Here is a 26,889-nt window from a genome sequence, read left to right as displayed (position 1 = left end):
CCGGGAATGGGGCACTGAAGCAGAGACTCCACTTACGTCCGATTTGCATTATACTAAGCCTACCGCCTTCGTGTTATACGAAGTTAAGCTTCAAAACTATTCTGCTGTAATTAATGGTCTGTTGGCGCTTGGCTCGACATATCGTTAAGTTGGGTTACAAAAGCGCCTTCATTCGGGCCTTGATTATCACGAATCATTTTCGCTTGTTCCACTAGAACCTCTTCAGCATCCGTACCGAGTAATCTTATTGTTTCTTCAATGAATGCTTCAAGTGGCATCGCATGCGGATTGTTACTAATATCTCCCATGAGTTCCGTTTGAACCCCAGGTGGTATGATTTCTAATACTTTTACTGTTGTATCTTTAAACAAATAACGTTGTGATAAGGTATAGGAATGGAGCGCTGCTTTGGTCGCCGAATACACCGCAGTCGCTGCGTACGGAATAAACCCGATTGAAGAAGTCGTATTAATGATCACAGCTTCTTCTTTAGACTTCAAATGTTCAATTAATGAAGACGTCATTCGAATTGGTCCAAGCAAGTTTGTTGAGACCGTTGAAACCAGAACCTCTTCGTCAATCACACCCGCAGCCTCATCGAAAAGCATGATGCCAGCGTTATTAAATAAGACATTCAAATCAGGAAAGTCCTGAATAAGTTGCTTAGCGGTTGCCTCAATACTGGAAAGATCCTGTATGTCCAGTTCAACTGCAGACATTCCGGGATTAGCACTAATCACTTCCTCCAGACGCTCTTTTCTTCTACCCGAGATGATTACTTTGTTTCCAAGGTTGTGTAGAGCTTCTGCCAATGCACGTCCAATTCCTGAACCGCCACCTGTAATGAAGATCGTGTTTCCTGTAAGTTTCATTTTAAATTCCTCCAATATTTGGTTTATAATTATTTTGAAATTGTATTACATTGTTCGATGAAATCGGTATTAACTATTAATCTTGCACTTTTAGGTTTCAAAATGGACTAACCACCTTCTAAGCAGTATACTATTACAACAATAGTTGCTTTAGTAGTTCAATTGTATCCGGAACATCATTGAGGAACAACCAACAATGCGGGCCATTTGTTGGTTTAAAAAAAAGGAGTTAGATCCATGGGACTTAAAGTAAGAAATATTCGTACAACTCGAACAAGAGAATCCATTTTTGAGTCACTTTTTGAACTGATGGAAGAAAAAGATTTTGATAAAATCACAATACAAAATTTAACGGAACGGGCCCAAATCAATCGGGCAACTTTCTATGCTCATTTCCAAGATAAATATGAATTGTTGGATGAGATAATTAAAAAATCAGCGGAAGAACTTATTCAACAACATACTAATGGTGTGTGTGCATTTACAAAAGATAATATGATGCAATTAGTATTCGCAGCATTTGAATATCATCAACAAGTCAAAAAGAAATGTCGCCGTAACTATAACAAAATCATTCCTCTACTCTCTTCAAAATTAGTCATTGCACTTAAGCATTATTTGAATCTTTGTATGCAGGAAATATCCTCTGATGAACGTACTTTTTTCGTACAAATCTATGCCAACATAATTAATGAAGCAGTTACTCTGCATACTGCTGAACAAACTAAACTAACAGAACAAAGTATCGCAGAGCATATTGTTCAAATGATACACCTGGACTAATCGAAAAAGTGAGCCGTAGTTAGGTAACAGCTGCTTGAGAAAGCAGCAACAAGCCCATTATGTTTCGTTTCTCTTGCACAGCCAATAGTGCCAACATAGGATCCATAGGGAACATAGAAGACTGTGGTCCTAAGAACCATCAAGCTGGAGTATCAGCGATGAATATCATTTGAAATTTTCCTTTTTCAGCTATTTTGGCCCGCTCCTCTGACTATTTATCAACTTTGTTAATTGATTCAATGCTTAGCCTGCTAAGTATTATCACAAGAGAAACTTATATTAAGTTCCTCTCTAGTTGCTTCAAAGTGTTCTTAAAAGCAGGCGTTCTGCCGGTAAAATGGAATGTAGTAATTTATCTTGCTCCTGTCTCCATTTGAAACCAACTGGCTCCTCTAATTCTTTGCCCTTATCTGTTAAAAAAATCCGCATAACCCTTGCATCCTGTTCATCACGCTTACGGGATAAAAATCCGTTTTTCTCTAGTGACTTAACCATGTTTGTTACCGTAGGTGGTTCACAGTTCAGATGTTCGCATATTTGCACTTGTGTAATACCATCACCTGACCACAACCGGTTAAGCGAATTCTCCTGGCCAACATACAGGTTAAGTTCCCTTAGAGAATCACTGTAATCCCGGCGCATTTGGGAAGAAATTCGATCTAAAGACTGACGAATATCGCAATCAACCTTATCGTTCATAATTTACCACAATATGTAAAGTATATTTAGTGGACTAACTATAACATTGTGAAGTTGAGGTGTCCACATCTCTTAAGGGTATTTATTTGTTGGCATATCCTTGCTTGTTCAAATACTTCACTATTTCTGGCAGAAAAGTTATTGGAAGATGCTCCTGAATGTGCTCACTCCATCCTTTTACTTTTTTCACGGTAAATGGAGCTTTAACTGGACGGCCTCCATAATAATTCAGCATGGTTTCATCATAGACTGCTAATTGCTCTATATCGAATGGCTGATACTGGTTTTCAAATAATACCATGGATTGAGGCAACCGCGGCTTCAGTGCAGGCTTTTCTCCAGACGGAACACCGATACATAGTCCCACCAATGGAATTACATATTTAGGTAAATGCAATAATTCAGATAATTCGTTAATATTTGCTTTCACCCCTCCAATAAATACACCGCCAAGTCCCATGGATTCTGCTGCAGTTAATGCATTTTGCGCCATGAGCCCGGCATCAAGTGAACCGATCAGAAGAAAATCAATATATTCGAGATCAACATCCGGGGCAATTTGATGGTTTCTGTTGAAATCCGAACAGAAGATCCAAAACTCTGCTGCTTCTTCTATATAAGGCTGATTGACACAGAGCTGCATCACTTTTTTACGAAGTTCCGAATTTGTGATTCTAATGATTGAAACGGCCTGAAAATGACTGAAGGAAGAGGTTTGATTAGCTGCCTTAAAGATTGCCTCAAGTTGCTCCTCTGTCAGGTGTTGATTCGTATAAGAACGAACGGAGGTATGGCTTTGAAGCAATTTAAGCGTAGAATTCATTGGATTGGTCCCCTTTGCTAGTTATGTTACAATGATTATTAGCTTGTTAACTATAATGCTGATGTTTTATCTCACATATACTTACTAATTCGTAGGATTTCATCGACTTGGATCAGATCAATCATAGGAAAAGGTACAGATATTACCGATCAAGACTGGGCTGGGCATCTGGAATAGCTAGAAAAATTTCCCCCGTTTACTTCTTCTGCACATACTCCACTAATTCCCTTGGGGTTCACCATCCCATATCTCAACGGTTCATTGCCTTTACATTCCTTCGTTATAACCTATGCTCACGATACTCTGGACTGAATATTCTGTCAAAAAAGCGGTTCCAGGCGATCTCTTTTCTGATAGTCAACCATCCAACCTGGGTATTCAGGAGGCAGTGTACTCACTTCGTCAAGGTGCTGAATTTCATCATCCGTCAGTTCTAAATTTGCGGCTTCCAGATTTTCTTCCAACTGTTCCAATCGTTTCGCGCCAACAAGAACAGAGGTTACAACTGGTCTTGTCATCAGCCAAGCGAGCGCTACACTTGCTATACTTGTCCCATGTGCTTCAGCGATCGGTTTTATCTTATCAATGATATTCCAAGCTCGCTCTTTATCTACAATCGGGAAATCAACCGCAGAGCGGCGCGAATCCTCTGCCTTTTGATTGTGTCGATCGTAACGCCCTGACAGCAGACCGCCAGCAAGCGGACCCCACACCAGAAGTCCCATCTTCTTTGCTTCCATCAAAGGCGCCAACTCTCGTTCAACATCGCGGCTGGCAAGAGAATAATACCCCTGAACCGTTTCAAAGCGAGCCAGATTTTTGCGTTCAGAAATACCAAGAGCATCAGCAATTTTCCAAGCATGCCAGTTCGATACGCCAATATATCGTACCTTACCCTGTGTTACCAGATCATTTAAAGCACCTAAAGTTTCTTCTACAGGTGTCAAGAAATCATCGGCGTGAATCTGATACAAATCGATATAATCCATCTTCAATCTCTTTAAACTTGCTTCCACTGCATTCATAATATGTCCTCTTGAAGCACCGACATCGTTACGTCCCATACCTGTTCGTCCGGCGGCTTTGCTAGCAATTACAACTTCCTCCCGCGCAATACCAAGATTGCGGAAGGATTGTCCAAGAATAATTTCACTTTCACCTTCTGCATAATTATCAGCAGTATCAAAGAAATTAATCCCGATATCGACACTCTTTTTTATCATCTTGTCGGCTTCTTCCTGCCCAACTAAACCGAGAATTTTATGGTTATCCTTTCCACTCGTGAACGTCATTGTGCCTAATGCAAGTTGTGAAACTAAAAGTCCTGTATTTCCAAGCTGCTTATACTTCATTCTGTATATCCTCCTTAATATTGGGCATTTTATAGCATGACAATCATACTCGCTTTGCAATCAGCATGTAACTGTCCGCTACATCCGTTATTATGTGCCTCTTCTTTTTTATAGATAGTCATAAAAGCATGGTGAATACGTGTAAATGAACTTTCATATTTAATGCATATTCATGCTCTCTACTGTTCCGCGGTTGATAACGGAGCGGCGCACGAAAAAACCAATAATAAAGCCAATAACAGCAATTAAAAGCAAAATCCAAAACACGTTTTGCACCCCCGCAGTTATCGCATTTGCGATTTCATTCGGCATTGTTGGTGTAGATGAGGTAGCTAAATACTTATTCTTTCCACCTGTTAAAATACTAATCGCTACAGCTGTTCCCATAGCCCCAACGACTTGCATCAACGTGTTCAGGGCAGCTGAACCGTGTGGATATAATTCAGGTGGCAGTGAGTTTAAGGCATTTGTTTGTGAGGCTGGCCAAATGAGTCCAATCCCTCCCGCTAGAACCATATGCAATGCAATAATTAATCCAACTGATGAAGCTGGCGTTAATGTTGTGAAGAACCATAAAACCAACATTATAATGACTAAACCTGGCATTATAACCCATTTCGGTCCATACTTATCGGATAAGCGCCCTGCAACCATCTGGAAAATACCATTTAGTGCACTACCCGGCAATAATATCAAGCCTGTAACAAATACAGATAGCCCTGCCCCTGTTTGCAAGAACATTGGCAACACAATCATTGTCGTCATAAAAATTACTATACACATCATCACAAGGAAAACCCCGATAACGAACATCGGATATTTGAATACACGTAAATTTAGTAACGGCTGATCCTTATTTTGTCGCAATACAAACAAGATAAGTGCAATCACACCAACAATAATCAACGTAAGAGCGACGGAACTCCCCCCCCCATGGCCTCCTTCACCAGCTTGACCAAAACCAAATACGATACCTCCGAAACCAATCGTTGATAAAACTGCTGAAAGAACATCAATACGTTGCTTACTTACTTCTGTTACATTTTCTAAATACTTCATCCCAAACAACATACCAATCACTATTAATGGTAGTAAGATCCAGAAAATAAAGTGCCAAGATAAATACTGGATTATCATCCCACTAATCGCTGGCCCCAGTGCTGGTGCAAACGATAAAACTAACCCCATATAGCCCATCGCTGCGCCTCGCTTTTCTGGAGGGAAAATCACAAGCAATGTGTTAAACATGAGCGGTAATAATAACCCCATACCAATTGCCTGTATAACACGTGCAAACATGAGCATTTCAAAGTTTAAGGATACAGCCGCTAAGAATGTACCTGCCGTTAAACCAGCTGTTGACACGATAAAAAGTTGTCTTGTTGTATACATTTGCAATAATAGACCAGTGAACGGCATTAGAATACCAAGTGTTAGTAAGTAACCTGTTGTCAACCATTGCGCTGTAGCGGCATTAATTTGGAACACTTCCATTAAATTAGTTATTGCTATGTTAAGAGCGGTCTCGCTAAACATGCCAACAAAACCGCAGATAAGCAGCGATGCCAAGATGGCACGTGTATTGTATTGCTTCTTCATTTCACTATCTCCTTCAAAATCAATATAATCGTTTATTTTTTTGCCCTACCTGCAGCATAATGATGGTCGTCAGGCTTTATCTTTTGTATACCTATTTTCCGGGAAAGGAAGACCTAAATTACCTCTCAACGTGCGGGATTCATATTCTCTTCGGAATATTCCTTTTTCCTGCAGGATCGGTACGACCAAATCAATAAAATCATCAATTCCCGAAGGAAGTTCTTGTCTTAGAAGCAATACGTCCATTGCACCCGTTTGATGCCAATGTTCAATCCTATCGGCTACGGACTGTGCTGATCCGAAAAATGTGGGTTTAGGAGTACGGTATCCTGGGGGCGATAACCTTTGTAACCCCAAAAACTTTTCATTCGCCTCAGTTTCTGTTCTTCCAACGATGATGTGTTGTGATGGCATAATCAACAGGTCTTCCGGAGCTCGTCCTGCAAGGACTGCTCTTCTTCTCAGTTCCTCACTAAATTGCTTGGCGTAGTTGTAATCATCCCCATTTATGAACACACCTTCAGCATGTTTAGATGCGATATTCATAAACGCTTCAGACGTACCCGCTTGAAAGATGACGGGTCTTCCTTGTGGGGAACGACTAATATTTAGCGGACCGTCAACAGAAAAGTACTTGCCCCTGTAATTCAGTTGGTGCATCTTTCTTGGATTGAGGAAGATGCCACTCTCTTTATCACGAATAAATGCATCATCTTCATAGGAATCCCACAGGCCTTCTACAATTTCGATAAACTCTTTATTCAAAGGGTATAAATCATCTTTAGACAAATGCCTTCTGCTGTAGTTAGCCAACCCCCCAGGATTAGAAGTAACAGCATTCCATGCCGCTCGCCCGTTACTAATTTTATCGAGAGATGCCATCTGTCTAGCCACTGTAAATGGATCAGCGTAAGACGTGGCTATAGTCGCAGCAAGCCCGATGTGGCTAGTGGCCATGCTTAGTGCAGATAGTATCGTTACACCTTCAAACATACTTAGAAAATGCGGGATATTTCCAGGCCCTATATGGCTTACATCTGCTAAAAAAACCATATCGAACTTGCCTTCTTCTGCCCGTTTCGCCGTCTTGACATAAAAATCTGCACTTTCGCTTGCATTGGCAGGCATGTTAGGGTGGCGCCATGCCGAGTAACTCCAACCAACACCTTCAACTATAACGCCGATCTTAAGCTGTTTTTCACTTTTCATTTTTGCTCCTCTTTTCTGTAAAGATCAAACTCACTAGCCAATAACTCAATGGCATTTAATCGCGTAGCCTGTTCGGGGTGAAAATCGGCGATCATAATTTCGTCCGCCCAAGCTTCATTTGCTTTATCTATTAGCCTTTTGGCCACATTTTCAATACTTCCGATTACAAATCGTTCACGGTTGTATTCCCTGGCTCATTCTTCTGCATGTGAATTGAATGCACATGGGATGCTGCTTCTTCTAAGGTGGGGAAAGAAATATCAACCGATCCAGTAGCTATCCTTGCCCACATGAGTTCTAATGGACCGCTCAAGTCGTCATGAATATATATCTCCTTTATCCGTTTGTATGAAAAACACAAAGATCATTAGCCCACTAACTAATTATATAAAATTTTAAATGATAATTTAGTTAGTGTGCTAAATAAATATTTAGCCTACTAACTAATATTCGGGAAATGGAGAGTCCTTAAAACAAATTACTCTCCATTTGCTTCATAAGCCGTCGTAAGAGGAGTCGTTCATCCATTGAAATCGATTTTAGCAACTTTTCTTGATGCTTTTCCCATATAATACGAACGGGATCCTTAAGTGCCTTTCCTTTGTCGGTTAGAAAGATACGCATAGCTCGTGCATCTTTCTCATCACGCTTACGGTAAATGAATCCATTTTGTTCAAGTGACTTAACCATATTAGTTATGGTAGGAGGTTCACAATTCAAATGTTCGCTTAGCTGCATTTGTGTTACTCCATCATCTAAGAATAAACGGTAGAGCAGATTATCTTGTCCGACATGCAGGTTTAGCTCCCTAAGACTTTCGCCGTAATCTCTTCTCATTCTTGCCGAAAGTTTATCGAACAGCTCACGGATCTCACAGTCAATTTCTTTCTCCATGTTGCTCTCCCAACCTTTATTATTAAAATGTTTAGCAGGCTAAATATATCACAGGTGTAGTTCAGCCGTCAACTATCGTTCGTCCGTAAGAGAAAACCATACCCATTATTTATATATTATTGTTATTCCTTGTAGTTCCGATTCATTTATAATTTTCAGTAGGAATTGGATTGAGTTAACTATCTGAGTGGAGGGTACAAGTGTAACATATCGTATTTTCGAAAAAGCGTAGATGTATCCGTACGATTCGCAGAATGGAAGCGCGTTAGTCAATGAAACAGCGACAGTCTAGGTCTTTAATAAAAGTCGCATAATATGCAGGCGTGTTGATTACCCATATTATGGGATGACAAAAACACCTAGATGACCTTTACGCCTGAGCAGACTAAACTGAACTTGCCACTCCAGCGGAAGATTAAATATACGCCAGTACTGCATAAATTCCCAAAGAGTCAGCCCAGCAAAGACTGGTACCTTCGGATGAATTTCATCAAAAATGTACTTCAAAAGCACATACGCGGCAAGGGCCACAAACAATTGGTTATATACTGCATTTTCGGTGGTTCCAAAGAGACAAGGGACATTCAAATGCTGTTTCACCCAGCGGAAAAAGACTTCAATCTCCCAGCGTGCTTTGTAAATTTCAGCAATCACATGAGCGGACTCTTTCCTCAAATCGGTCACGACCCGTACGACTTCACCCCGGTCATTTTCAAATTCAACGACGCGGTGGCGTTGGATGGATTGGTGTTTCCCTTGACCGATATAACAGGTAATATCGCGTACAATTTTGGTGTCTCCCTCCGCCGATCGCTGAAGCTTTCGCGGCATCACCAAATGGAGATTATCTTTCAGACGAATCACAAAGGACTGACCTTGCTGCACATATTGATCCAATCGACCGATTTTTCCATACGCTCGATCCTGGACTAAAAGGTAGTCCTTATCGGCCAAGACTTCTCCAAATGGAGCGTCATTGCGCCGGGCAATCGATTCGACCACATTCACGGGTGAATGCTGTCCATGCGAAAAAGCGACATGCAGCTTAATGCCTCCTCTGAATTTTTTATACGGAGCCCAAGACATGCGGGAGTTTGCCGCCGTAATCGTCGTAGAGTCAATGAGCAGAAGATCTTTAGGCAGATTCAGGTGCCTCCGGGTTTGCCGGTTACATTTCTGGACGAGCATTTGAAACAAACGTTTGAAAATATCGTAAGGAACTTCACCGGCTTTGCCAGAAAGGGTGGAGTAATGAACCTTGGGTAAATCGTAGTTCGAGCCCACACGGGCACTTTGACGAAAGCCATCCCATTGGTGGTAGCAGGCTTGGACAAAGTAGTCGAACAACACACCGACGGTCATTTTGGTGCCGGTATCCTCGTAGTCCTCGGTTTGCCCGGTCACCATTTCGACTTCTTCCGGAGTTAATACTTGTTTGAACACGGCCAAGAATGGGGTATTATTATTCATGAGGTCGCCTCATTTCGGTTTGGTTTGGTCGTACTTACCATTACCCGAAATGGCGGCCTTTTTTGTCCCTTTTTTTGGGAAATAAACACGCTTACATAATATGCGACTTTTATTATTTGCAGATTCGATTGAGCGTTGTTCTTGATTTAATCACTTCTTATCACTTCATGCTGCGTGCGAACTTTCAATCGTATGCCTCCACAGGATCAACGCGCTGCGAATCGGCCATATTCGCAACTGCCCGGTACAGATTTGGCGGATATTCGGCGATTCGTTGGCATAAGTACAAGTACCACTCATGGCCATAGGTCAAATAAATCTGAACCGGATAACCTGCTGATTTCAGCCTGCTGCCAAGCTCCGGTCGGATGCCGTACAGCATCTCCAGCTTCGCGCCACGCACCGTCAATAGACCTCGCTGTATCGCTTCCTCTATGATGCGCTCATCATGCGTAGCAACTGAAACCCGGTGTCCGTCTCCGAGCGCCTTTCCCACTAGCTGCAAATATCGCTCATTCAGCGGATTCGGATCGGGATATCGCGACCTTACCCAACTCCTGATAGGCACCTTTCACGATACGTATCCGACCTGGCGAAGCTGATAGCGCGGCAAAATCATTCGGCGTCCGATGTAAATGCTCCTGAAGCGTAATGCCGATATTCTGATACCTGGACGCGGCCCGATTGTAAACCTCGAGGATCTGCTCTGTCTTAGCGGACTCTTCCATGCTGATGAACAGCTCCAATTCTGTTTCCAGCGTTTGGCTAAGTTCGTATAAGCAAGCTCGGTATCCAGCATCAGTCCGATATGCGACAAATCGAAGGATACGCGGGCGGATGCCCCCTATTGACCGAGATCATCGATTAGCGCTATTATTTCCTCAACGGCCGCCTCGCATTCCTCGGCATTTACCGTATTCTCGCCAATGTACTCTAGCGAAATGGCATAGCCTTGGCAGTAAAGCCTCTGACCCGCTTCGAGCCCGTCAATACGGGATTCGCCTGTTACATACTGTAAAGCGGCCTTTTTCAAGAGCACATATAGGAATGGTGATTGCTCCACATAAGCCTTGATATCCATTCGTCTGGCGACCGACTTTAATGCGTCTGCCGCTTGTTGTTCCCAATCATTGTTAGTGCATATTACGTTTCCCCCTTCTACAAGTACTTCAAGTGTACTTGCACAGAAGGACGCAATCTTGTAAAAAATTGCTCATCTAAATCGACATCGCATATTGCCTAGGCGTTGATCCTACAATTTTCGAGAAAGCCTTTGTAAAATGGCTTTGGTCATAATAACCTGCCTCCGCCATCGGTACCCTTACGGTCGTTCCAGGCCACCACCTCCTCTAGTTCCTTCTTATCACTCACATAGCTAAAGGTGAAATCCTGCGAATTCATGAGCCTGCGTGAGAAAACCAAATCATTTCGAGGGAGCTTAATGATGCATCGTCAGTCTAATACGTTATTTTCTCAGTCTAGAACTTTATTGTCTTTTGGAACATGTGTTATTTGATAATTATCAAATCGGCAATGGGACTATGTTCTTGTCCACCGACATTAACGACACAACAACATGTTTGTGAACAAGAACATAGTCCCTTGTGAAAGAACTTAGTCCCATTGCCGAAAGCCCCTATTCTAGCAATAAAAAAACAACTCAATTGGAGTTGTTTTTAATAATCATGCTTCTTAATATAAGAACTTACGTAATTAATCAGTTGATAATTTTTTGGATAATCCATGGATATCCTTGCCGGCACATATGATTTCATTTTTGAAATAGAAAAAACATCAGACTAAATCGATATGACCATTGTTCTTGAATCCACTCCAATGTATCTTTATTTACCTAATTCCCCTTCCATCATACTTGGCTCAAGGCATACAGACATTACGCTGCGATCCAAAGACCAGCCATGCAAAATAACTACCGGGAATCCTTCACCTACAATTTTGCAGTTAATGGACAATGAAATACACAGCCTTTCCCGTTGTTGGGTTGATTACGACACTCCATCCATCAAGTCAACAGCTAACTCTCGCTTGCCCGGAAGAAACAGCTGCTTGGATCACTGCAGCCCTCACTCTCTCAACGACGTGTCTGTCCAGCACTGCAGGAAATGGTGTATCCGGTGGTGTCCTTCATCTCCATGAGAGAATGCCCAATCTCCAACAAGCGGTCCCTGTACCAGGCATGTCAATAAAAAATAATGACAAAATCGTAATCTTTTTTTAATAAACGGCTTGTAAGCCTTGAAGGAGAAGTGAAATCGCAGTCATTAACAATTAATGTTAATAAATTCTGTGTTAGAGTTGAATCAGACAATTAACCAGACTGCAACAACAGGAGGTAACATATGAATACCACTCACGGCACAAGACGTTTACGCAACTTAAGTATCGTAGTCAGCTTAGGCGTGGTCTTGCTTACTGGCGCAACCGGCTTGACCGGCAGCAGCAGTACAGCATATGCGGCAACAAGTACATCTGCCTTAGACTCCGCATCTACGAGCGTTGCCGATCAGGTCATTGCAACAGGATTGAAATATCAGGGCGTCCGCTATGAATACGGTGCAGAGTCAGGGGATTCGAGTTCTTTTGACTGCTCTTCATTCACGCAGTTTATTTTCGAACAAAATGGAATCACACTCCCCCGTTCTTCCAAAGACCAGTCTACAACTGGAACATTTGTGCCAAGAAATGAGCTTCAGCCTGGCGATCTTGTATTTTTCTATTCTCCGATTCACCATGTAGCTGTATATATGGGCAACGGTAAAATACTTCATACGTACGGAGAAGATGGAGTGACCATTACTGCTCTGGATACAGGCTGGTGGGATTCACATTATAAAACAGCACGCCGTGTATTACCTGCTAACGGACAAGCTGTTTCAGATAGCGGATCTGCTACTCCGGACACACTCTCCCCAGCTTCTCCCTCCGCTGATTCGTCTCAGGATCAGACGATCGGTGATGCTTGGGATTGGCTTAACAGTATTAAATAAGCTACTTAATCATAAGAAAAATGAAGTTATCTTAAATGATGGAGTATGCGGTTTTACTATAAAATGAAAACTCCTTAACCGTGTACTTGGTGAGGGAGTTTTTAGTGTTATTATTACAAGCAACGGAGGACCCACGGTTTGTTTACGTAGTAGTTGTTCGATGGCAGCACCTATTAAAGGCCGCTTTCGTTCGTATAAGATCTGCCAAGCGGCACATTAAGAGTTATAATACCACGACCTGCAATATTTATAATTTGTCATTGGGACATTCTATTTCGTGACGATGACTAGCATTTCAGCGCTGCGGGTAATTCCGCTGTGTTCACAAGCTCGGCCACATAAGTGTAGCTGCCCGGCGTTCTGCCGCTGATTGCGGTCTCGGCAGATTGGGCTGATTCCCCTGATTGTGAACGCAATAACCACTATAAATTTGAACGGTATCGTTGAATTTGGAAGATTCAATATAACGCTGTAAATTCTCAACTCCCGCATCTTTAGTTGTATCCTAAGCGTCAAATGAGACCCCGCGGGTAAACTCATTAATCTCCATAAATCCTGACTCTGGCTGAAGGATTAGTCTGCCGTTGACTGAAAGGCGGGTGAAGCTGATATTGTTGATCGTCCGTTCTTCATCATAGCCAAAGATTTGGCTTGGATGACTGGTGTCGCCATTGTAAGTGATATCCTCAAAGCTGATATTCTCGATCCGGAAGCCTGGTACGGGATTATAGTCTTTGTTCCATATTACTCTTAGGTCGATGAGACGGCCCAGCTCAATATTCTCGACACGGATGTTGCGGTAGACCACATTCCGGACCGAATTATTATCACCTGCGTTGATAGCCAGCGCTCCCATATAATTCGGCTGCGGTTCATGGTGCTCCAGAATGTCGATGTTCTCAAATAGAATATCTTCAATAGTGTCTCCATTCTCCCGATGGTTCCCGTGGGTTCCGATCATCAGGGGATGAGCGACATCTGCCCAGAATACAGAGTTCCGCACGCTAATATGGCTGGTATCACCATAGTAATCCCACCGTGAGCCGTATATGGCTATACAATCATCTGAAGTACGCAGAAACACATCGTCGATATCAATATGCGAGCAAGACATCATATCAATGCCGTCGGACCAGCCCCGGGTACTGAATGATTTGAAATTCTGGATATGCACATGCTGGGATTGTCCCAAATAAATACTGTAATGCGGAGGATCCAGCGTAATAATCCCTTCAACCGAGATATTCTCCGAGAAGACGATGCGGATTCCGCGGAATGCCGAGAAGCGGTGAAAGTCAGACAAGTAGAGAATGCCTCTGCCGCGTATCGAGACATTCTTCACATGGTCACAGACCATTGAACCGACAACAATTGCCCCGCCGGCAATATAGACGGTCGTGTCCGAAGGAATCTGAAGCAGCGTCTGCTCCAAATAATGCATCCCCGGAGCGAAATAGATTGTATCCGGCAGGTTGCCACCGTCCACCTTAGGTGTTGCCAGCAGGCGGTAAATATCCTCCGTACGGTGGATGGCCGGCTTAAGCAGGAGAACATGATCTTGCACCGGGTCCGGCGTATCCGTCTCAATTGGATTTGCGAACAGATGAAGATTGCTGAACCGCTCCCCGTTGATCTCTACCGATAACTTCAGAGGCCGGTCTAGGGTGAAGGAAAGTGTCTTCTCAGTATGTTCAAAAGAGAGGTTAGCCGACAGCGGACGAATAACCGCTTCCTGAATGCTCTGCTTCAGGCTCTCGATCCGTACTTCTACCCTTCCGCTCATATCAAAATAGGCCATAGAAGCCTGCCGCACATGGTGCATATCTACTTTAGCCTCGTACACAAACAGCTGCTCCCAAGCTTGTCCTGGATTCCTGACATACACCGCAAAGTCATCTGTGTTAATGGCCCCACCCGGTGCACTATAAACAATCGTCTTATTCATTTTTCCTCCATGTCGATGTTGTAGTTAATGATCAGAAACATTAGTACTCCACAATTTCTTGCTTAAAGACCGTGCAGTTCTCGATAATATACGGCGCTCTTGTATCTTTATTAATAGCGTGAAGCTTTATCCCTTCCAGTGTCAGCCGCTCCACATTGCGGATATCCATAAACGCCGCCCGGCTCCAGGTTGGATAATAGTTCTCGGATACTTGTTCCGGATGGTTATACCGCATGTCCCATACCTTGGGATAAGCCGGGGGGATGTCTTCTTTATCAACGCCTCCGATAAAGGTATACGTAATATTCCTTAAGGTTACATCGCGGATGGGATAACTGTCGCAGGCATCAATCCGGATTCCGTTGAAGGATGGAGAGCCCATTACATCGTCAGTGAAACGGTAATGGGTATGCTGCATCTCCTCGTCGTCCGTCGCCGTAATATCCGCCAGCGTAATCCGCTCCATGGTCCCGATTTCCGGCATAACCTCAAGACCGAGCGAAGAACCGATTACTTCCAGCCGGTTGTTCAGGATCATAAAGACCGGACGGGTTACATTCCGCATGACCAGGCCCTGGGCTACAATGTCGGTAATGCTGCCGCCCTCTGTGCACTCCAGCTTGATTCCTTCACGCCATACATTCTCAAATGTACAGTTGTGGATGGTGACACCATAGATATCGCCTACAGATTTCAGGCCGATGCGGATTCCGGCGCAGATAGAAGTGAAATGACAATTGACAATATGCACATTCTTCATCGGATACTCTTTGCTGCTGGCTTGTAAACAAAGATTGTCGTCGGTACCTAGTATTTTGCAATTGGAGATAAACACATTTTTACAACCATCATAATCGAGGCCGTCCCCGTTATATCTTCTTTCATTACGAATGTCCAAATCCTCGCACCATATATTCTCACTGTCCAAAAAAGCCGTTGTCCATGCCGTCGAATTATAGAGCCGCAGTCCCTTGACCTGAATGTTCATACAGCGCAGAAACCTCATCATCATCGGACGATAAATGCTGCCCTCATTCGGGAAGCTCTCCGCATTGCCGTTTATTTCACCTTGGCCGATTACCCCAATATTCACCGCATTCTCGGCATAAATAAAGCATTTATCCATGTCCTGTTCATTGATGTAACGGTTATAATGCGTTCCGTCCGGGTAGTCACTGATATCCGGATTGGCCAGCAGCACAGCAGACGGGTTCACCTGTAAATACACATTGGATTTCAGAAAAATGGTTCCCGAGACAAATGTACCGCCCGCAAGCACCACGGTTCCGCCGCCCGCCTCAAAGCAAACATCAATCGCTTTCTGGATTGCTGCCGTATCCACGGCAATGCCGTCGGCCACAGCGCCATATTCTTTCGGATCAAAACTATCCTTCATTATTAGCTCCTCCAATTATCTCGATGAAAACGATCATTAATCAAGCTTCGTGATAAGTGCTTCTCCGTCCTTTGTCTGATTGAAGCCTCTCAGTTCGGCCTTCAATTTGGCCATGGACCGGCCTAGCTCTTCCTTCTTCTCCCCGCTGTATTCGCCAATTCCCGATCCTATCACAGCTTGCTGCGGGCAGTTGTGATCGAAAGGACTTGTTAAATGGCGGTCTCTCTCAAAATACCGGTGCGGACCATAAGCATTGAAGGTGCTTGGCACAAGCGATACCATCAGATCATGGTCTCCGCCAGCCAATCATAGGAATATCTGCCGCTAATCTCATGTACGCCAGGGAATAGGTCTGAGGACAATTGATTGGCAGCATTCTCCGCTTCATAAATCTTCCGGATGTCTTCCACACTTTGCAAAAAACCTTGCTTCGGAAAAATAGGATCATGTTCGCCGGACTCCAGGAATAAGGCTCTTGGAGCAATTAGACCGATCCATTCCGGCAATTCTGCATAGAGCAATATGTCCGGAATATGGTTACAGATACAATGATCGACGGCAATGATGCTCTCCTTGAACGTGCTCGTGAAGCCGGTAAGCACGACAGCCTTTAACCGCTCATCCAACGCGGCAGTGATATAGGAGATTAATCCGCCGCCGGAAAAGCCCATGATTCCCAACCGTTCCGCGTCAACCTCCGGCCGCGAGGCTAAATAGTCCAATACCAGCCTCGTTTCCATTACACGTAATCCGGTCAATGTTTTGCCTAACATCAGTAATTGTGTGGACATCTTATAACATGAGCTTGGAGCCAGGCCATCTTCCGTCAAGTCAGCTTCAAGCAAGCGTTCTCCGAAACCAACGATATCCGGGGCAATCACAAGCAGTCCCCGTTTCACTAATTGCAAGGCGAAATGCTGATGAATTCCCGGAGGATTCTCATCGACAGTTCCATCGAAGTTCAAACCGACAATCTCTCTGCTTCCATAACCATGCCCATGGACCGCTAACACAGCAGGAATTGTAGTCTGTTCATAGCCATCTGGAATTAGGACATAAGCGGTAAAGGACAACCCAGAGACAGCAGACAGCTCCACCCGCTCCCGCACATAACCGTCACACACAACACGTTCAATAATATAGCTTCGCATTTACCGCTAGGCTCAAAGCTTCCGATTAACCGTTCCAGGGTCTCCTTCAGATAAATCTTCCGTTCTGAAGGCAACATCTGTAGGCGCTCTTGCTCAATCCTCTTCAGGCTACTGATATATAACTGCTTCAATAACGAATCTGCTCTCCACGTCATGGTTATTCCCGCTTTCAATAATTGGAATGGATATTGCTATTGACCGCTATTTCTTCAAGAAGAATGCGGATGCTTGGAACGGACCGGTCATTTGCACCTTCAGCAAGCCATCTGAGAGTTCCGTGTTTAAGGGGGCCGCTGCGTACATGGATGTGATCGTGAAAACTTCACTTCCACTACCTGGCCGTCATAATGGAACAGAGATGTTGTTTCCGCACCACGCATCGTTCGTCCCTGCGAGAAGCCGTTCGGATAGTTGTCTCCGTTGAAAGAATCTGCATCAAGTTCTACCTCCGTTCCCATTGTGCTAAATGATGCTCTTTATATCGCTTAATTGTATTCCCGAGCGTGTATTAAAAGTTTCTGCAAATTCACCTGAAATGTTTATATTTTGTCATACACTTTAGCTGACCGGCAGCCGGTGCGTCAGCACGGGAACTCATAAAAAAGAGACCACCAGACTTAATGGTAGCTGATGGCCTCACCGTTGTTTCAGATATAAGCTTCCCAAATTTATTGCAAAGTCAAATACAGAAGATTCACGCTTGTGCTGGAGCTGGCCCCTTTAAAAACAACATAGATCATATAGTTTCCGGTCACATTGCCTCCTGCCGACCCTGAAGTGGTGAGAATGTTACCGGAGATCGCTGTAGTCGTGTATGTGGTCAAGCTTCCGGTATTAGTGACAGGGATCGTGGCCAGTAATGTCCCCCGTCGTAACCGTTCTTGTCGGCCGCATACACCGGGTTATTCACATACTTGGATAAATACGTATATTCACTGGCTGCGGCAGCAGAGGAGAATTTGTAATAATTATAAGCTGACGCATACATATTCTCCGCAGCTTTTCCTCTGTCATAGGTGGTTATCCCGCTATCGCTGTGATGATTCCATGGATAGGCGGTTACGTAAGCATCTACTTCATAGCCCAGATTATATTGAGCGCTGAAATTTGTTGCCTTTAATAAGAGACGGTTATTAAATTCATACAGGCTGTTATCGCCCTGATTCCATGCAATTTGTGCCACGTTAATGAAGGCGGACAGATTTACCAGCGCATGTGCCTGATCCCGGTCGCTCTCCTTGCTCTGCCCCGTAGTGGCATTGTAATTGTACAATAGGCTATACCCGTTCGCCCCCTGGCTCTTATCCGGTTTTTTCTGCCAAGACTCAGCTCCCTGATTGGTGTAGTAGGCTGTGCTGTTTGCTTTGAAATCGCTCTTCACCAGATTATACAGCGTCGTATCCTCGGCAAATACGGCGTAAGCCATAGAACCCTCCCGCAGAATGGCTGCGTGACCATGGGTAATGTTATCCATATCATAGGTTGCAAGCACCGCCGCATTGGATAACAGCTGATACATACTTATGGCTGTGCCGCCCGTATTCTTGTTAAACATTGCGATCAACGAAGCTGTGTCTGCTGCGGACCATCCGCTATAGCCATATCTGAGCAGCTCTGCAGCAGCGCTGAACTTAAAAGCAACAACCCCTACGTCAAGATTAGTATCATACACGGAGCCGGTATCACCGCTGGTGCCAACTCCTGTAAAGATCGACGCATATTTCATCATGATCGTCCGTGATCCTGCGGCATAAGTGGCATCACCGGTGATGGTATACATCAAGGCCAGATTATAGACCTTGGTAGCAGCTAGGCGCATTTCATTCCATCCGCCGCTGTTGTTGTGTGTTATAGCCGTAAGGGTATAATCCCCGGCCGATATAGTGCCGTAGGAGGCAACCGTACTCTGAAGTGCCGTATAGGTTGAGTACCATGGCTCGGCATGGCTGGCTACCTTATCCTTCATAGTTTGGATGCCAGCAGCATTCTGCAAAATCCCGGGATGTATAAAGGCTGCGGCGGCAGTGATCTCTTCACTGGCTGACTCAGCAGCTGCCAAACGGACAGTGCCAAGAGATATACTGGAAAAGCCAAGAAGTAAGATTGCTGCCATACAAACAGAAAACGATCGTTTCTTCTTCAAATAAAAACCTCCTCAAATGAAGTAGCTGAAAGCACAGGATAGCGCTTTCAAACAAGAAAATCGCCATTGCCATCGAGGAACGGCAAAGCGAAACAGCACGGCAGCTAATGGAAAGCCATATTCAGAGTATGCTGACAACGCTTAAGCAGTAGATTCAACCCTGAGTTTCCTGATAATGAGAATTCGGTAGCCCTCTTGATTTCAGAATAAGGACGCCGGGCTTCTTCCCGGCGTCCTTATTGAGGGCATGCTGTTAGATTTATGCTAACATGAACATTTTGAATGTTTTAAGTACCACTGTATGCATTTTTTTGAATGATTTTGAACTCTAGAAGTGCCTCTTCCAAAGTTCGTTTCGATTTCTCCTTCAAGTGTGAGAATCGATCGAATGCAGAAAACAGATGATGTTCCCCTTGCATTACAATGGATTCCACTCGCGGAATCCAGTTATGCTTCTCTGCTTCAATGAAATGTTCAACCACTTCGTGTGCATTCAAGGTTCCTTCCCCTTCATTATTTTGCACCCATGCTTCTGACAGACCAGATAAGAAACGCTCCAGAGTTTCTGGTGTGCGCTCTAAAATATCAATAGCTTCATGTAAACAGAAATTAATATTAATGCAACCCTCCGATTCGTGAGAGCAACAAAGCATGAATATTTTAATTTACAAAAATTTGTCCCAGTCATGGCCCTCCGGAAATTGTCGGGTTAAAGAAGATTTCAGCCATGCTTTTTCTTGTGGCAGAAGTGTCGGCAGCATTGTTTGGAAATCATTAATATCCTTCTCCCGTACTTTCGAACCGCCTGCTTTATAGAGAAGTTGGATTTCGGGTCTCAAATAAGGTATTCCTTCAACAGTTTTCAAAATAATTTCAGCCATTGGCCTTCTAATTGATTTATCTCTCTTATAAGTCCATGAATTTTCTTCGGTATCAATGATCATAAGTTGAAAAGCCCAAGGCGAATCGTCGCTCTTACTAACCCATACATCATTTGTCGAGTTCAAATATTCTCCATCTTCCCAAAGACTAAGCTTACCATCTTCAGCCCTGTACAACATCCAATCACGCATTAAATACTGATAAGCGATTAATTGCTCTTCACGAGTAATAATAACATCAATATCACTATGTTCCCTGGTTTGTTTATGTAGATGCAAGTCTAATGCCCAGCCCCCGGCAATACACCAATGTATCGGAATGACAGAAAAAAGTTTATTTATTTCCGACACAGTTAATGGCATCCAATTACTTATATCCGTCCTCAAACCGATCCCTCCCATTAAAGTTCACCGTGCTTTTCGCAACGGCATTTTTATAAGACTGATGTTGAAAAGTTGGCAAATTCCCGCAGAAATTCTAATTGATTGTCCGATTTGTTTGTCATTACAACAATTCTGTATTAGTTTTTACCGGCCGGTATGAATTAACATATAAGAATTATCTTCGAAAGTATAGACTGATAATGGAAGGTAATTTATAACATTGATATCAGGAAGCCAATTTTAGGCGTCTTCTATTTAGTAACCTCAAAAAAATAACAGACACCAAACGGTGTCTGCTTCCTTTTGCATATCTCAATTACTCACAGTGGAATCCCAGCATTCCGATCAACTTGAAGAAGCTATTCTTACTCCCACTGGACCCCAAGCGAAATCGCGGAGGAAGCCATCAAGCGCGGAGTGGTTTTATATGCCGTTTGGCAGCTATTAAACTATAATCCTTATTCAAAATCCCAAAGATTCACCAACGAGGATAACCTTTATTCTCCCCGCCGGTTTACACATTCTTGTTTGGACGATATAAGAACAGATACAATCATCTGTTTTACAATCTCCGCAAGCACCATTGACCAGGCAGGGCGTTTTTTGCGGCGAATTTAAAAATGGGCTGGACGAACACGAACAGCGGTATACATTAATGGGGGCCGCATATGTTCTGGCTCTTATAACTGCGTCTTCAGCGGTCTTGCAGACCTTATTCATCCCAACGATAGCAATAACACTTTTCGGTCCAAAGGTAATTGCCGCTGTTCGATTGCCAACACTATCTATATTGACCAATATGCCATCCTCGCTAACAGCGTTAAAGCTCGTTAAATAGGTGTCGCACAAAAGAGCTTGGCGCATGAGGTCATAACGTTCCTCCATGGTTTGCGCTGTATCACGATCAGTAATCATATAGCTGCCTTGACGTACTCGATTAAGAAGCCCGATTTCCTCAAGCGTGACTGACCCACCCCATGATACCGAAGTATGTTCTGGAATAAATGATAGTGCCTTTTCTACAGCTTCTATGGCGTTATCACAGTAATAAGCCTCAAACTTTCTGCTTTGCAGATTTTTAATAACCTTTGAGGCTAAAAGCCGATTTCTCGCTTTTATTGAATTTTCTTTCACTTGCATTGTTTTTTCTCCATTCTGACGTTAGAAAAGGTGACTAACTTCTATTGTATTTATGATTAATATAGTATAGTAAAAAGAAAAAATATGTTGCACATGCAACGAGGAGCCTCTCATGAACAACTTAGATTCACTATGTCAATCACGTTTATTTTCAGGGATTTCCACAAATGATATTCCCCAAATGCTTAAATGTCTTTCAGCCACACGGAAAGAATATGCAAAAGATGAGATGGTTGTCTGTGAGGGCGATTTAGTGGATGATGTCGGCATCATATTGCAGGGTAGCGCTCAAAGTACGAAATTGAGCGTCACGGGAAAAAAAATTATTGTATCCCTCCATTATCCGGGTGGGTATACCGCAGTTTTAACAGCAGCTAGCCGTGGAAGAAGATGCCCTATGTCAGTACAGGCAATAGAACCACTTGAAGTTCTGTTTATTCCTATCCAAAGCATATTGAGCCGTTGTACGAAGTTGTGTATGGCACACGAACAATTACTTGGCAATCTTTTTGATAGTATCGCAGAACGAGCGTTAGAACTGCATGACCGAAATGATTGTCTGATTATGCCTACTATTCGGGATAAGGTCTTAACTTATTTAACAAGAGTTATGCGTGAAACTGGAACAGAAACTTTTACTATTCCTTTTGATAGAGAAGCGATGGCCGAGTATTTAGATGTAGATAGAAGTGCTTTATCCAGAGAACTTGCATGGATGAAGCGGGACGGCTTGATTGACTTTTATAGAAACGAATTTAAGCTATTGCAAAAAGCAGTAGAAAAAGATTTTCACTAACCGGCAAGCAAAGGAGATTCATCGGCCGCATAAGCCTGCAGTTGTGGACCTAAAGACCTCCCGTTCACGCGCAATCGAGATTTACGGCCTCCTGCTCAAGTGCAAATATCCCATTTTTGCATGTATATCCCTGGTTATTCGAATCGATAGACCCATCGCTCCGGGGCTATCCTTTTGTTATACTTCCAAGTGAGGTTTCAAACCATCTAGAATCAGGAATTTAATCGCAGCATCCTTCATTTCGCATTTAATACAAAACCCGCACAGAGGAGCACAAAGACATGAACTTTTTCAAAAAACTGTTTGGCGGCAATGAAATGAGCAAATCGGAAGACGGTACCACAATTTATGGCTATGACGCTCCGGATGAGCGGCAGGTTACGCCTCCCTCCGAAATTTTGTACATGGAAGAATTAAACGAACATTTTAATAAAGTCTTTCCAAACCGAGAAACCGGCGTGTTCCATGAACTGATTTCAGACATCGTACATATTGATGTGAACATTATGGAAGCTACACCTGATGAGCCATACCGAGTGCTGTACACCAATGGGATGAGCGATCTGCCGATGACACTCCCACAGGAGATCCGTATAGAGTACAAGCATCTTGAACGCGCGGAGCTGATGATGTTTTTGCCGGCGGACTGGCCGCTTACGCAGAAGGATTTTGAAGAGGAGGAGAACTACTGGCCGATCCGGCTGATGAAGATGCTTGCCCGGTTCCCGCATATGTATCAGACGTGGCTTGGATACGGCCATACCATCCCCAATACGGAGGATTACGAGCCATATACGCCTAACACTGAGCTGTCCGGCGCGATCCTGTTTGCTCTGCCGGAAGAGGTTAGCACAGTCCATACGAAAGATGGCAATCAGGTTCAGGTTTATTTCCTGGTTCCGCTATACCGGGAGGAAATGGAATTCAAACTGGAGTCAGGTATGGATGAACTGGTTGCCAAGCTGTCCGAGCTTCCCGGTGATTTCCTCGTTCTGAATCCGAATAGACCCAATGCTTGTAAATAACTGCCTGGATTAACGGATTTGAAAGTATCAGAGCAGTCACGGCGGTAAAATTGGACTTCCGGCAATGCTCTGTTCATAAGAAACCGCCCCTTTTCGATTTCCGTTACTCAGTGACTGAAAAGTATCTCTCCTCTAAAGATATTCGACTTCTACCCTAGCTCACTAACTCCTTTGATCAACTCTTCTACGCGTTTGGCTTAGTTTAAGATGATTATCTAATCGGCAATAGTACCATGTTCTTGTCCATCGACACCACCACAGATAGTTCAAAGAAATTTATTGATCGACAAAGCCCCTGCTCTTCCATAAAAAAAACAACTCACCAGGAGTTGTTTTTTTATATTCATTAGATACTCGAAATTTAACTTAGGAGTTATATATCTCTCTATTCAAGTTCACAATTTCTTGGTGCGAATATCCTCCAGTAGCTGCCGTTAACTTCTCTATCACTTTATCGCGAAGGAATGGGGCTTTTTCTTTATTTGCTTTTTTTAATGCTTCGGTTAGTTCCTCTTTGGTAAGTTCTGTGCAGTACGCAGGGGTTCCTGGCTGTTGTCGCCACGAATCACTTAAGGATCCGCTATCTACAGAGTCGAAGCCGAGCTCATTGACTACGTTCATGGTTATTTGTTTATGCGACTGGTTATCACCGGCAATCGCTATGGCAAGTCGTCCACTGGTACCTTCGGGAGCTCCTTTATATTCCAACGTATATGCTAATAAATTGTTAAAAGCTTTAGTGATAGGTCTCCCTAACTGATTGGATACCCAAACACTTTCAACCAACCCATTCTCAATTTCTGCAATTTTATTGTCTCTACCCGGATAATAATTTGAAGTGTCAATAACGACTACTTCCTCCCCAACTTTATCTACAATGCTGCGAATGCTTGGCAGTGCGTGGAAAGGGATCGATATGACTAGAACAGCAATGTTTGTTATTACTTCATCTACACTCACTGGTGTACCCGCAAGTTCTTTTCCTTCTAGCCGTTCTATCCCGCGAGCATCTGCAATTTTGACATCATGTCCATTCTCAATTAATTTTTTGGAGATATTCGACGCGATGGGTCCTGCACCTATAATTCCAAATCTCATTTTCATTTCTCCCTATATATTAGTTAGCATGCTAAATATGAGCAAGAGAGAACTTAGAATAAGTTACTCTCCATCTCCTTCAAAAGCCGCCTTAACAGTAAGCGCTCTTCGGGTAAAATTGATTTCAGTAATTTCTCTTGCTGCTGCTTCCACTTGACTTCAATCGGTTGTTCTAACTCTTTTCCCTTATCTGTTAAAAAAATGCGCATAACCCTTGCATCTTGTTCATCACGCTTGCGGTATATGAATCCGTTTTGCTCCAGTGACTTAACCATATTGGTAACCGTAGGCGGCTCACATTTCAGATGTTCGCTTATTTGCATTTGTGTAATCCCATCGCCTAACCACAAGCGATACAGCAAATTATCCTGGCCAACATAAAGGTTAAGTTCTCTTAGAGATTCACTGTAATCCCGGCGCATTTGGGAAGAAATCCGGTCTAGCGACTGACGGATATCACAATCTACTGTATCATTCATAGTTTACCCTCAACTTGTAAAGTATTTTTAGCGAACTAACTATAACATGATGAAATTGAGGTGTCCACCGGTGAACGGAGCTTTACCTGGATGGCCTATATTTTACTTGATACCAGCTGCCAGCTCATCAACCACTTCTTGTACCGTTTGGATCTTTGTGATTGGCGTAATTCCAGTACCCACAGTGATAATACCACCTTCGCCAATACCTTCAAGCATACCGATACGGATTACACTAGAGCTACCCCCTACCTTAGCAATTTCTTCACGAGATGCGCCCTGGTTATCCATAGCCACCAATTTTTCAGCAAACGGTGTAGGCAACGAACGGTAGTAAGCAGGTAAAGTACGGTACAACAACAAATCTGCTGCAGATGAATCCACTATCCTTTGCTTTACTGATTGTGCTGCGGGGTTTTCAACAGTAGGAATAAAACGGCTTCCTAAAAAGACACCTTCTGCCCCTAATTCAAAGGCACTTGCAACACCGCGAGCATCACCAATTCCACCAGCAGCGATTACTGGAATATCAAGCACATCAACGATTATAGGCGTTATTGTAAACGTACCGATAATACTTGTCGGCAATGTTCCACCCTCATCAAAACCGGTAGCAACATAAACATCAACACCCATAGCTTGAGCAGTCTTTGCATCTTCGATCGTTGGAGTTAAAGGACGGTAAACAATCTTAATGCCCGCTTCCTTCAATGGGGTAATGATCTTTTCAGTTAACGTTCCTTCAACACCATTAAGAAGAATAACTTGCACACCTTCTTCAATGACAACTTCCAAAATGGGCCAAGTGAACTTCATATCAGCATCAGTAATTAAAGTTGTACCAAATGGTTTATCCGTCAGTTCCTTTGTCTTCCGGATCTCACGGCGCATACGTTCCGCGGTTTCCTCCGGTGAGGTTGTTATTGTCGTTTGGCCGGCATTAGGACCAAGAATCCCTAACCCTCCCGCATTACTCACGGCAGCAACAAATTCAGCATTCGTAATCCAACTCATTGGTCCTTGTAAGATGGGTTTTTCAATTCCAAGAATCTCTGCTACACGATTGTTCATTAATATTGTCCTCTCTTTAGCACCCTATAGTCGCAATACTGTACAGCTTAATTGGTCTCCTCTACGGGTTATGTTACAATAATCATTAGCTTGCTAATAATATTTGTATCCGTTAGCAGCCTTGGCAATATCATACGTCCATATGTTTCATTTGCGAAGAAGGCAATTTAAATGAACGTAGTACATATTTTTGTACTTTTAGACTGGGAGCGATATCATGCGGGTATGTAATGAAGGATTTGAAAAAGAGTTTATTGATGAAAAAAGAGATATGTATGCAATAGCCTTTACGCAAAATGTACTTTCGGGGCGATGGAAATATTTCATTATCTGGTATCTGGAAGGGGAAAGACGCCGGTTTACCGAGATCAAAAAATTCCTGGGAGGCTTGTCGCAAGGCTCGCTCACCAAGCAGCTCAAGGAGCTCGAGGACGACGGAATTATTCTGCGCGATGTGTATCCTGAAGTTCCGCCACGGGTCGAATATTCGCTGACAGAGAAAGGAAACAAGCTGTTGCCTGTCCTAAAGAAGATGGAGGAATTCGGTAAAGAATATGGGGAGAAGCCTGAATTAGATGAAGGATAAGGGTAAAGGTAAAGGCTCCCCCCTATTCAGCCAGCACATAAAATCGCGCAATCCAAACCAAAAACCTCCAAGATTATCTCCCTTT

26 protein-coding genes and 1 pseudogene are annotated in these 26,889 nt (G+C 43.4%); 5 read left to right on the top strand and 22 right to left on the bottom strand.

Going from position 1 to position 26,889, the window contains the following annotated elements:
• Window positions 1–110: 110 nt before the first annotated feature.
• Window positions 111–872 (bottom strand): SDR family oxidoreductase, encoded by a 762-nt coding sequence (locus P40081_RS18750; protein ID WP_042137589.1) that lies wholly within the window; start codon window positions 870–872, stop codon window positions 111–113.
• Window positions 873–1,109: 237 nt separating this feature from the next.
• On the opposite strand from P40081_RS18750, the gene P40081_RS18745 reads away from it, so the two are divergent.
• Window positions 1,110–1,655 carry a TetR/AcrR family transcriptional regulator gene (locus tag P40081_RS18745; RefSeq protein WP_042137588.1) on the top strand — a complete coding sequence of 182 codons (546 nt, stop codon included), beginning with the start codon at window positions 1,110–1,112 and terminating at the stop codon, window positions 1,653–1,655.
• A gap of 300 nt (window positions 1,656–1,955) precedes the next feature.
• Here P40081_RS18745 and P40081_RS18740 read toward each other — a convergent pair whose 3' ends face one another.
• The 10 genes from P40081_RS18740 to P40081_RS37635 all read right to left on the bottom strand — a co-directional run bounded on the left by P40081_RS18740 (window position 1,956) and on the right by P40081_RS37635 (window position 11,014).
• On the bottom strand, window positions 1,956–2,354 hold the full coding sequence (locus P40081_RS18740; RefSeq protein WP_042137585.1) for a MarR family winged helix-turn-helix transcriptional regulator: 399 nt from the start codon (window positions 2,352–2,354) through the stop codon (window positions 1,956–1,958).
• Window positions 2,355–2,436: 82 nt separating this feature from the next.
• On the bottom strand, window positions 2,437–3,177 hold the full coding sequence (gene nfsA / locus P40081_RS18735) for an oxygen-insensitive NADPH nitroreductase (protein ID WP_042137584.1): 741 nt from the start codon (window positions 3,175–3,177) through the stop codon (window positions 2,437–2,439).
• Between the two features lie 320 nt (window positions 3,178–3,497).
• Entirely contained in the window at window positions 3,498–4,529 is a 1,032-nt protein-coding gene (locus P40081_RS18730) for an aldo/keto reductase (RefSeq protein ID WP_042137582.1), read from the bottom strand.
• A 159-nt stretch (window positions 4,530–4,688) separates the two neighbouring features.
• Complete coding sequence (locus tag P40081_RS18725) at window positions 4,689–6,152, bottom strand: DHA2 family efflux MFS transporter permease subunit (protein ID WP_442950229.1); 1,464 nt, start codon at window positions 6,150–6,152, stop codon at window positions 4,689–4,691.
• A 45-nt stretch (window positions 6,153–6,197) separates the two neighbouring features.
• Window positions 6,198–7,337 carry an NtaA/DmoA family FMN-dependent monooxygenase gene (locus tag P40081_RS18720; RefSeq protein ID WP_042137578.1) on the bottom strand — a complete coding sequence of 380 codons (1,140 nt, stop codon included), beginning with the start codon at window positions 7,335–7,337 and terminating at the stop codon, window positions 6,198–6,200.
• A gap of 468 nt (window positions 7,338–7,805) precedes the next feature.
• Window positions 7,806–8,231 (bottom strand): MarR family winged helix-turn-helix transcriptional regulator, encoded by a 426-nt coding sequence (locus tag P40081_RS18715; RefSeq protein ID WP_042137576.1) that lies wholly within the window; start codon window positions 8,229–8,231, stop codon window positions 7,806–7,808.
• Between the two features lie 339 nt (window positions 8,232–8,570).
• Entirely contained in the window at window positions 8,571–9,701 is a 1,131-nt protein-coding gene (locus P40081_RS18710; protein WP_042137574.1) for an IS4 family transposase, read from the bottom strand.
• A 184-nt stretch (window positions 9,702–9,885) separates the two neighbouring features.
• Window positions 9,886–10,206: a hypothetical protein gene (locus P40081_RS40065; RefSeq protein WP_442950214.1), complete on the bottom strand. Its 321-nt coding sequence runs from the start codon at window positions 10,204–10,206 to the stop codon at window positions 9,886–9,888.
• Between the two features lie 339 nt (window positions 10,207–10,545).
• Window positions 10,546–10,782, bottom strand: coding sequence for a hypothetical protein (locus P40081_RS40060; RefSeq protein WP_442950213.1), 237 nt, complete (start codon window positions 10,780–10,782; stop codon window positions 10,546–10,548).
• Window positions 10,783–10,918: 136 nt separating this feature from the next.
• On the bottom strand, window positions 10,919–11,014 hold the full coding sequence (locus P40081_RS37635; protein WP_081970017.1) for an AraC family transcriptional regulator: 96 nt from the start codon (window positions 11,012–11,014) through the stop codon (window positions 10,919–10,921).
• 1,047 nt (window positions 11,015–12,061) lie between these two features.
• On the opposite strand from P40081_RS37635, the pseudogene P40081_RS18700 reads away from it, so the two are divergent.
• A pseudogene (locus tag P40081_RS18700) lies at window positions 12,062–12,574 on the top strand (C40 family peptidase); the annotation flags it as partial.
• A 640-nt stretch (window positions 12,575–13,214) separates the two neighbouring features.
• Here the strand turns inward: P40081_RS18700 and P40081_RS18695 are convergent.
• The 8 genes from P40081_RS18695 to P40081_RS18660 form a co-directional block, all read right to left on the bottom strand.
• On the bottom strand, window positions 13,215–14,654 hold the full coding sequence (locus P40081_RS18695) for a glycosyl hydrolase family 28 protein (protein ID WP_042137573.1): 1,440 nt from the start codon (window positions 14,652–14,654) through the stop codon (window positions 13,215–13,217).
• A gap of 40 nt (window positions 14,655–14,694) precedes the next feature.
• A complete protein-coding gene (locus P40081_RS18690) occupies window positions 14,695–16,050 on the bottom strand; it encodes a glycoside hydrolase family 28 protein (RefSeq protein ID WP_042137571.1) in 1,356 nt (451 codons plus the stop codon).
• Window positions 16,051–16,086: 36 nt separating this feature from the next.
• On the bottom strand, window positions 16,087–16,332 hold the full coding sequence (locus P40081_RS18685; RefSeq protein WP_042137569.1) for a hypothetical protein: 246 nt from the start codon (window positions 16,330–16,332) through the stop codon (window positions 16,087–16,089).
• A complete protein-coding gene (locus P40081_RS18680) occupies window positions 16,332–17,201 on the bottom strand; it encodes an alpha/beta hydrolase family protein (protein WP_231575147.1) in 870 nt (289 codons plus the stop codon). The genes P40081_RS18685 and P40081_RS18680 overlap by 1 nt, the downstream gene beginning before the upstream one ends.
• Before the next feature lie 820 nt (window positions 17,202–18,021).
• On the bottom strand, window positions 18,022–19,344 hold the full coding sequence (locus tag P40081_RS18675; RefSeq protein ID WP_042137567.1) for an alginate lyase family protein: 1,323 nt from the start codon (window positions 19,342–19,344) through the stop codon (window positions 18,022–18,024).
• A 287-nt stretch (window positions 19,345–19,631) separates the two neighbouring features.
• Window positions 19,632–19,841 carry a hypothetical protein gene (locus P40081_RS36475; RefSeq protein WP_052421889.1) on the bottom strand — a complete coding sequence of 70 codons (210 nt, stop codon included), beginning with the start codon at window positions 19,839–19,841 and terminating at the stop codon, window positions 19,632–19,634.
• A gap of 168 nt (window positions 19,842–20,009) precedes the next feature.
• Window positions 20,010–20,612, bottom strand: coding sequence for a nucleotidyltransferase domain-containing protein (locus P40081_RS18665; RefSeq protein ID WP_042137565.1), 603 nt, complete (start codon window positions 20,610–20,612; stop codon window positions 20,010–20,012).
• A gap of 459 nt (window positions 20,613–21,071) precedes the next feature.
• Window positions 21,072–21,749: a lactate utilization protein gene (locus P40081_RS18660; protein ID WP_042137564.1), complete on the bottom strand. Its 678-nt coding sequence runs from the start codon at window positions 21,747–21,749 to the stop codon at window positions 21,072–21,074.
• A 112-nt stretch (window positions 21,750–21,861) separates the two neighbouring features.
• Between P40081_RS18660 and P40081_RS18655 the strand changes: the two genes are divergently transcribed.
• Together P40081_RS18655 and P40081_RS18650 are read left to right on the top strand one after the other, a co-directional pair.
• Window positions 21,862–22,545, top strand: coding sequence for a Crp/Fnr family transcriptional regulator (locus P40081_RS18655; RefSeq protein WP_042137562.1), 684 nt, complete (start codon window positions 21,862–21,864; stop codon window positions 22,543–22,545).
• Between the two features lie 281 nt (window positions 22,546–22,826).
• Entirely contained in the window at window positions 22,827–23,570 is a 744-nt protein-coding gene (locus tag P40081_RS18650; RefSeq protein WP_042137560.1) for a suppressor of fused domain protein, read from the top strand.
• Window positions 23,571–23,936: 366 nt separating this feature from the next.
• Here P40081_RS18650 and P40081_RS18645 read toward each other — a convergent pair whose 3' ends face one another.
• The 3 genes from P40081_RS18645 to P40081_RS18635 form a co-directional block, all read right to left on the bottom strand.
• The gene (locus tag P40081_RS18645; protein WP_042137558.1) at window positions 23,937–24,668 is read right to left on the bottom strand and encodes an NADPH-dependent F420 reductase; all 732 of its coding nucleotides are present in this window, start codon (window positions 24,666–24,668) and stop codon (window positions 23,937–23,939) included.
• Window positions 24,669–24,721: 53 nt separating this feature from the next.
• Window positions 24,722–25,147: a MarR family winged helix-turn-helix transcriptional regulator gene (locus tag P40081_RS18640; protein ID WP_042137556.1), complete on the bottom strand. Its 426-nt coding sequence runs from the start codon at window positions 25,145–25,147 to the stop codon at window positions 24,722–24,724.
• Between the two features lie 102 nt (window positions 25,148–25,249).
• On the bottom strand, window positions 25,250–26,218 hold the full coding sequence (locus tag P40081_RS18635; RefSeq protein ID WP_042137553.1) for an NAD(P)H-dependent flavin oxidoreductase: 969 nt from the start codon (window positions 26,216–26,218) through the stop codon (window positions 25,250–25,252).
• A gap of 217 nt (window positions 26,219–26,435) precedes the next feature.
• On the opposite strand from P40081_RS18635, the gene P40081_RS18630 reads away from it, so the two are divergent.
• Window positions 26,436–26,804 (top strand): winged helix-turn-helix transcriptional regulator, encoded by a 369-nt coding sequence (locus P40081_RS18630; RefSeq protein WP_081970015.1) that lies wholly within the window; start codon window positions 26,436–26,438, stop codon window positions 26,802–26,804.
• Window positions 26,805–26,889 lie beyond the last annotated feature (85 nt).

It is taken from the genome of Paenibacillus sp. FSL P4-0081 (assembly GCF_000758565.1).
GTDB lineage: Bacteria > Bacillota > Bacilli > Paenibacillales > Paenibacillaceae > Paenibacillus_AQ > Paenibacillus_AQ phytohabitans.
This window is presented reverse-complemented; position numbering and strand designations above follow the sequence as displayed.

Excerpts from the sequence above, each read along its gene's own strand:
- P40081_RS18750 (WP_042137589.1), bottom strand. The coding sequence starts at position 872 with ATGAAACTTACAGGAAACACGATCTTCATTACAGGTGGCGGTTCAGGA.
- P40081_RS18745 (WP_042137588.1), top strand. The coding sequence starts at position 1,110 with ATGGGACTTAAAGTAAGAAATATTCGTACAACTCGAACAAGAGAATCC.
- P40081_RS18740 (WP_042137585.1), bottom strand. The coding sequence starts at position 2,354 with ATGAACGATAAGGTTGATTGCGATATTCGTCAGTCTTTAGATCGAATT.
- nfsA (WP_042137584.1), bottom strand. The coding sequence starts at position 3,177 with ATGAATTCTACGCTTAAATTGCTTCAAAGCCATACCTCCGTTCGTTCT.
- P40081_RS18730 (WP_042137582.1), bottom strand. The coding sequence starts at position 4,529 with ATGAAGTATAAGCAGCTTGGAAATACAGGACTTTTAGTTTCACAACTT.
- P40081_RS18720 (WP_042137578.1), bottom strand. The coding sequence starts at position 7,337 with ATGAAAAGTGAAAAACAGCTTAAGATCGGCGTTATAGTTGAAGGTGTT.
- P40081_RS18715 (WP_042137576.1), bottom strand. The coding sequence starts at position 8,231 with ATGGAGAAAGAAATTGACTGTGAGATCCGTGAGCTGTTCGATAAACTT.
- P40081_RS18710 (WP_042137574.1), bottom strand. The coding sequence starts at position 9,701 with ATGAATAATAATACCCCATTCTTGGCCGTGTTCAAACAAGTATTAACT.
- P40081_RS40060 (WP_442950213.1), bottom strand. The coding sequence starts at position 10,782 with ATGGATATCAAGGCTTATGTGGAGCAATCACCATTCCTATATGTGCTC.
- P40081_RS37635 (WP_081970017.1), bottom strand. The coding sequence starts at position 11,014 with ATGGCGGAGGCAGGTTATTATGACCAAAGCCATTTTACAAAGGCTTTC.
- P40081_RS18695 (WP_042137573.1), bottom strand. The coding sequence starts at position 14,654 with ATGAATAAGACGATTGTTTATAGTGCACCGGGTGGGGCCATTAACACA.
- P40081_RS18690 (WP_042137571.1), bottom strand. The coding sequence starts at position 16,050 with ATGAAGGATAGTTTTGATCCGAAAGAATATGGCGCTGTGGCCGACGGC.
- P40081_RS18685 (WP_042137569.1), bottom strand. The coding sequence starts at position 16,332 with ATGGTATCGCTTGTGCCAAGCACCTTCAATGCTTATGGTCCGCACCGG.
- P40081_RS18680 (WP_231575147.1), bottom strand. The coding sequence starts at position 17,201 with ATGCGAAGCTATATTATTGAACGTGTTGTGTGTGACGGTTATGTGCGG.
- P40081_RS18660 (WP_042137564.1), bottom strand. The coding sequence starts at position 21,749 with ATGCAAGTGAAAGAAAATTCAATAAAAGCGAGAAATCGGCTTTTAGCC.
- P40081_RS18655 (WP_042137562.1), top strand. The coding sequence starts at position 21,862 with ATGAACAACTTAGATTCACTATGTCAATCACGTTTATTTTCAGGGATT.
- P40081_RS18650 (WP_042137560.1), top strand. The coding sequence starts at position 22,827 with ATGAACTTTTTCAAAAAACTGTTTGGCGGCAATGAAATGAGCAAATCG.
- P40081_RS18645 (WP_042137558.1), bottom strand. The coding sequence starts at position 24,668 with ATGAGATTTGGAATTATAGGTGCAGGACCCATCGCGTCGAATATCTCC.
- P40081_RS18640 (WP_042137556.1), bottom strand. The coding sequence starts at position 25,147 with ATGAATGATACAGTAGATTGTGATATCCGTCAGTCGCTAGACCGGATT.
- P40081_RS18635 (WP_042137553.1), bottom strand. The coding sequence starts at position 26,218 with ATGAACAATCGTGTAGCAGAGATTCTTGGAATTGAAAAACCCATCTTA.
- P40081_RS18630 (WP_081970015.1), top strand. The coding sequence starts at position 26,436 with ATGCGGGTATGTAATGAAGGATTTGAAAAAGAGTTTATTGATGAAAAA.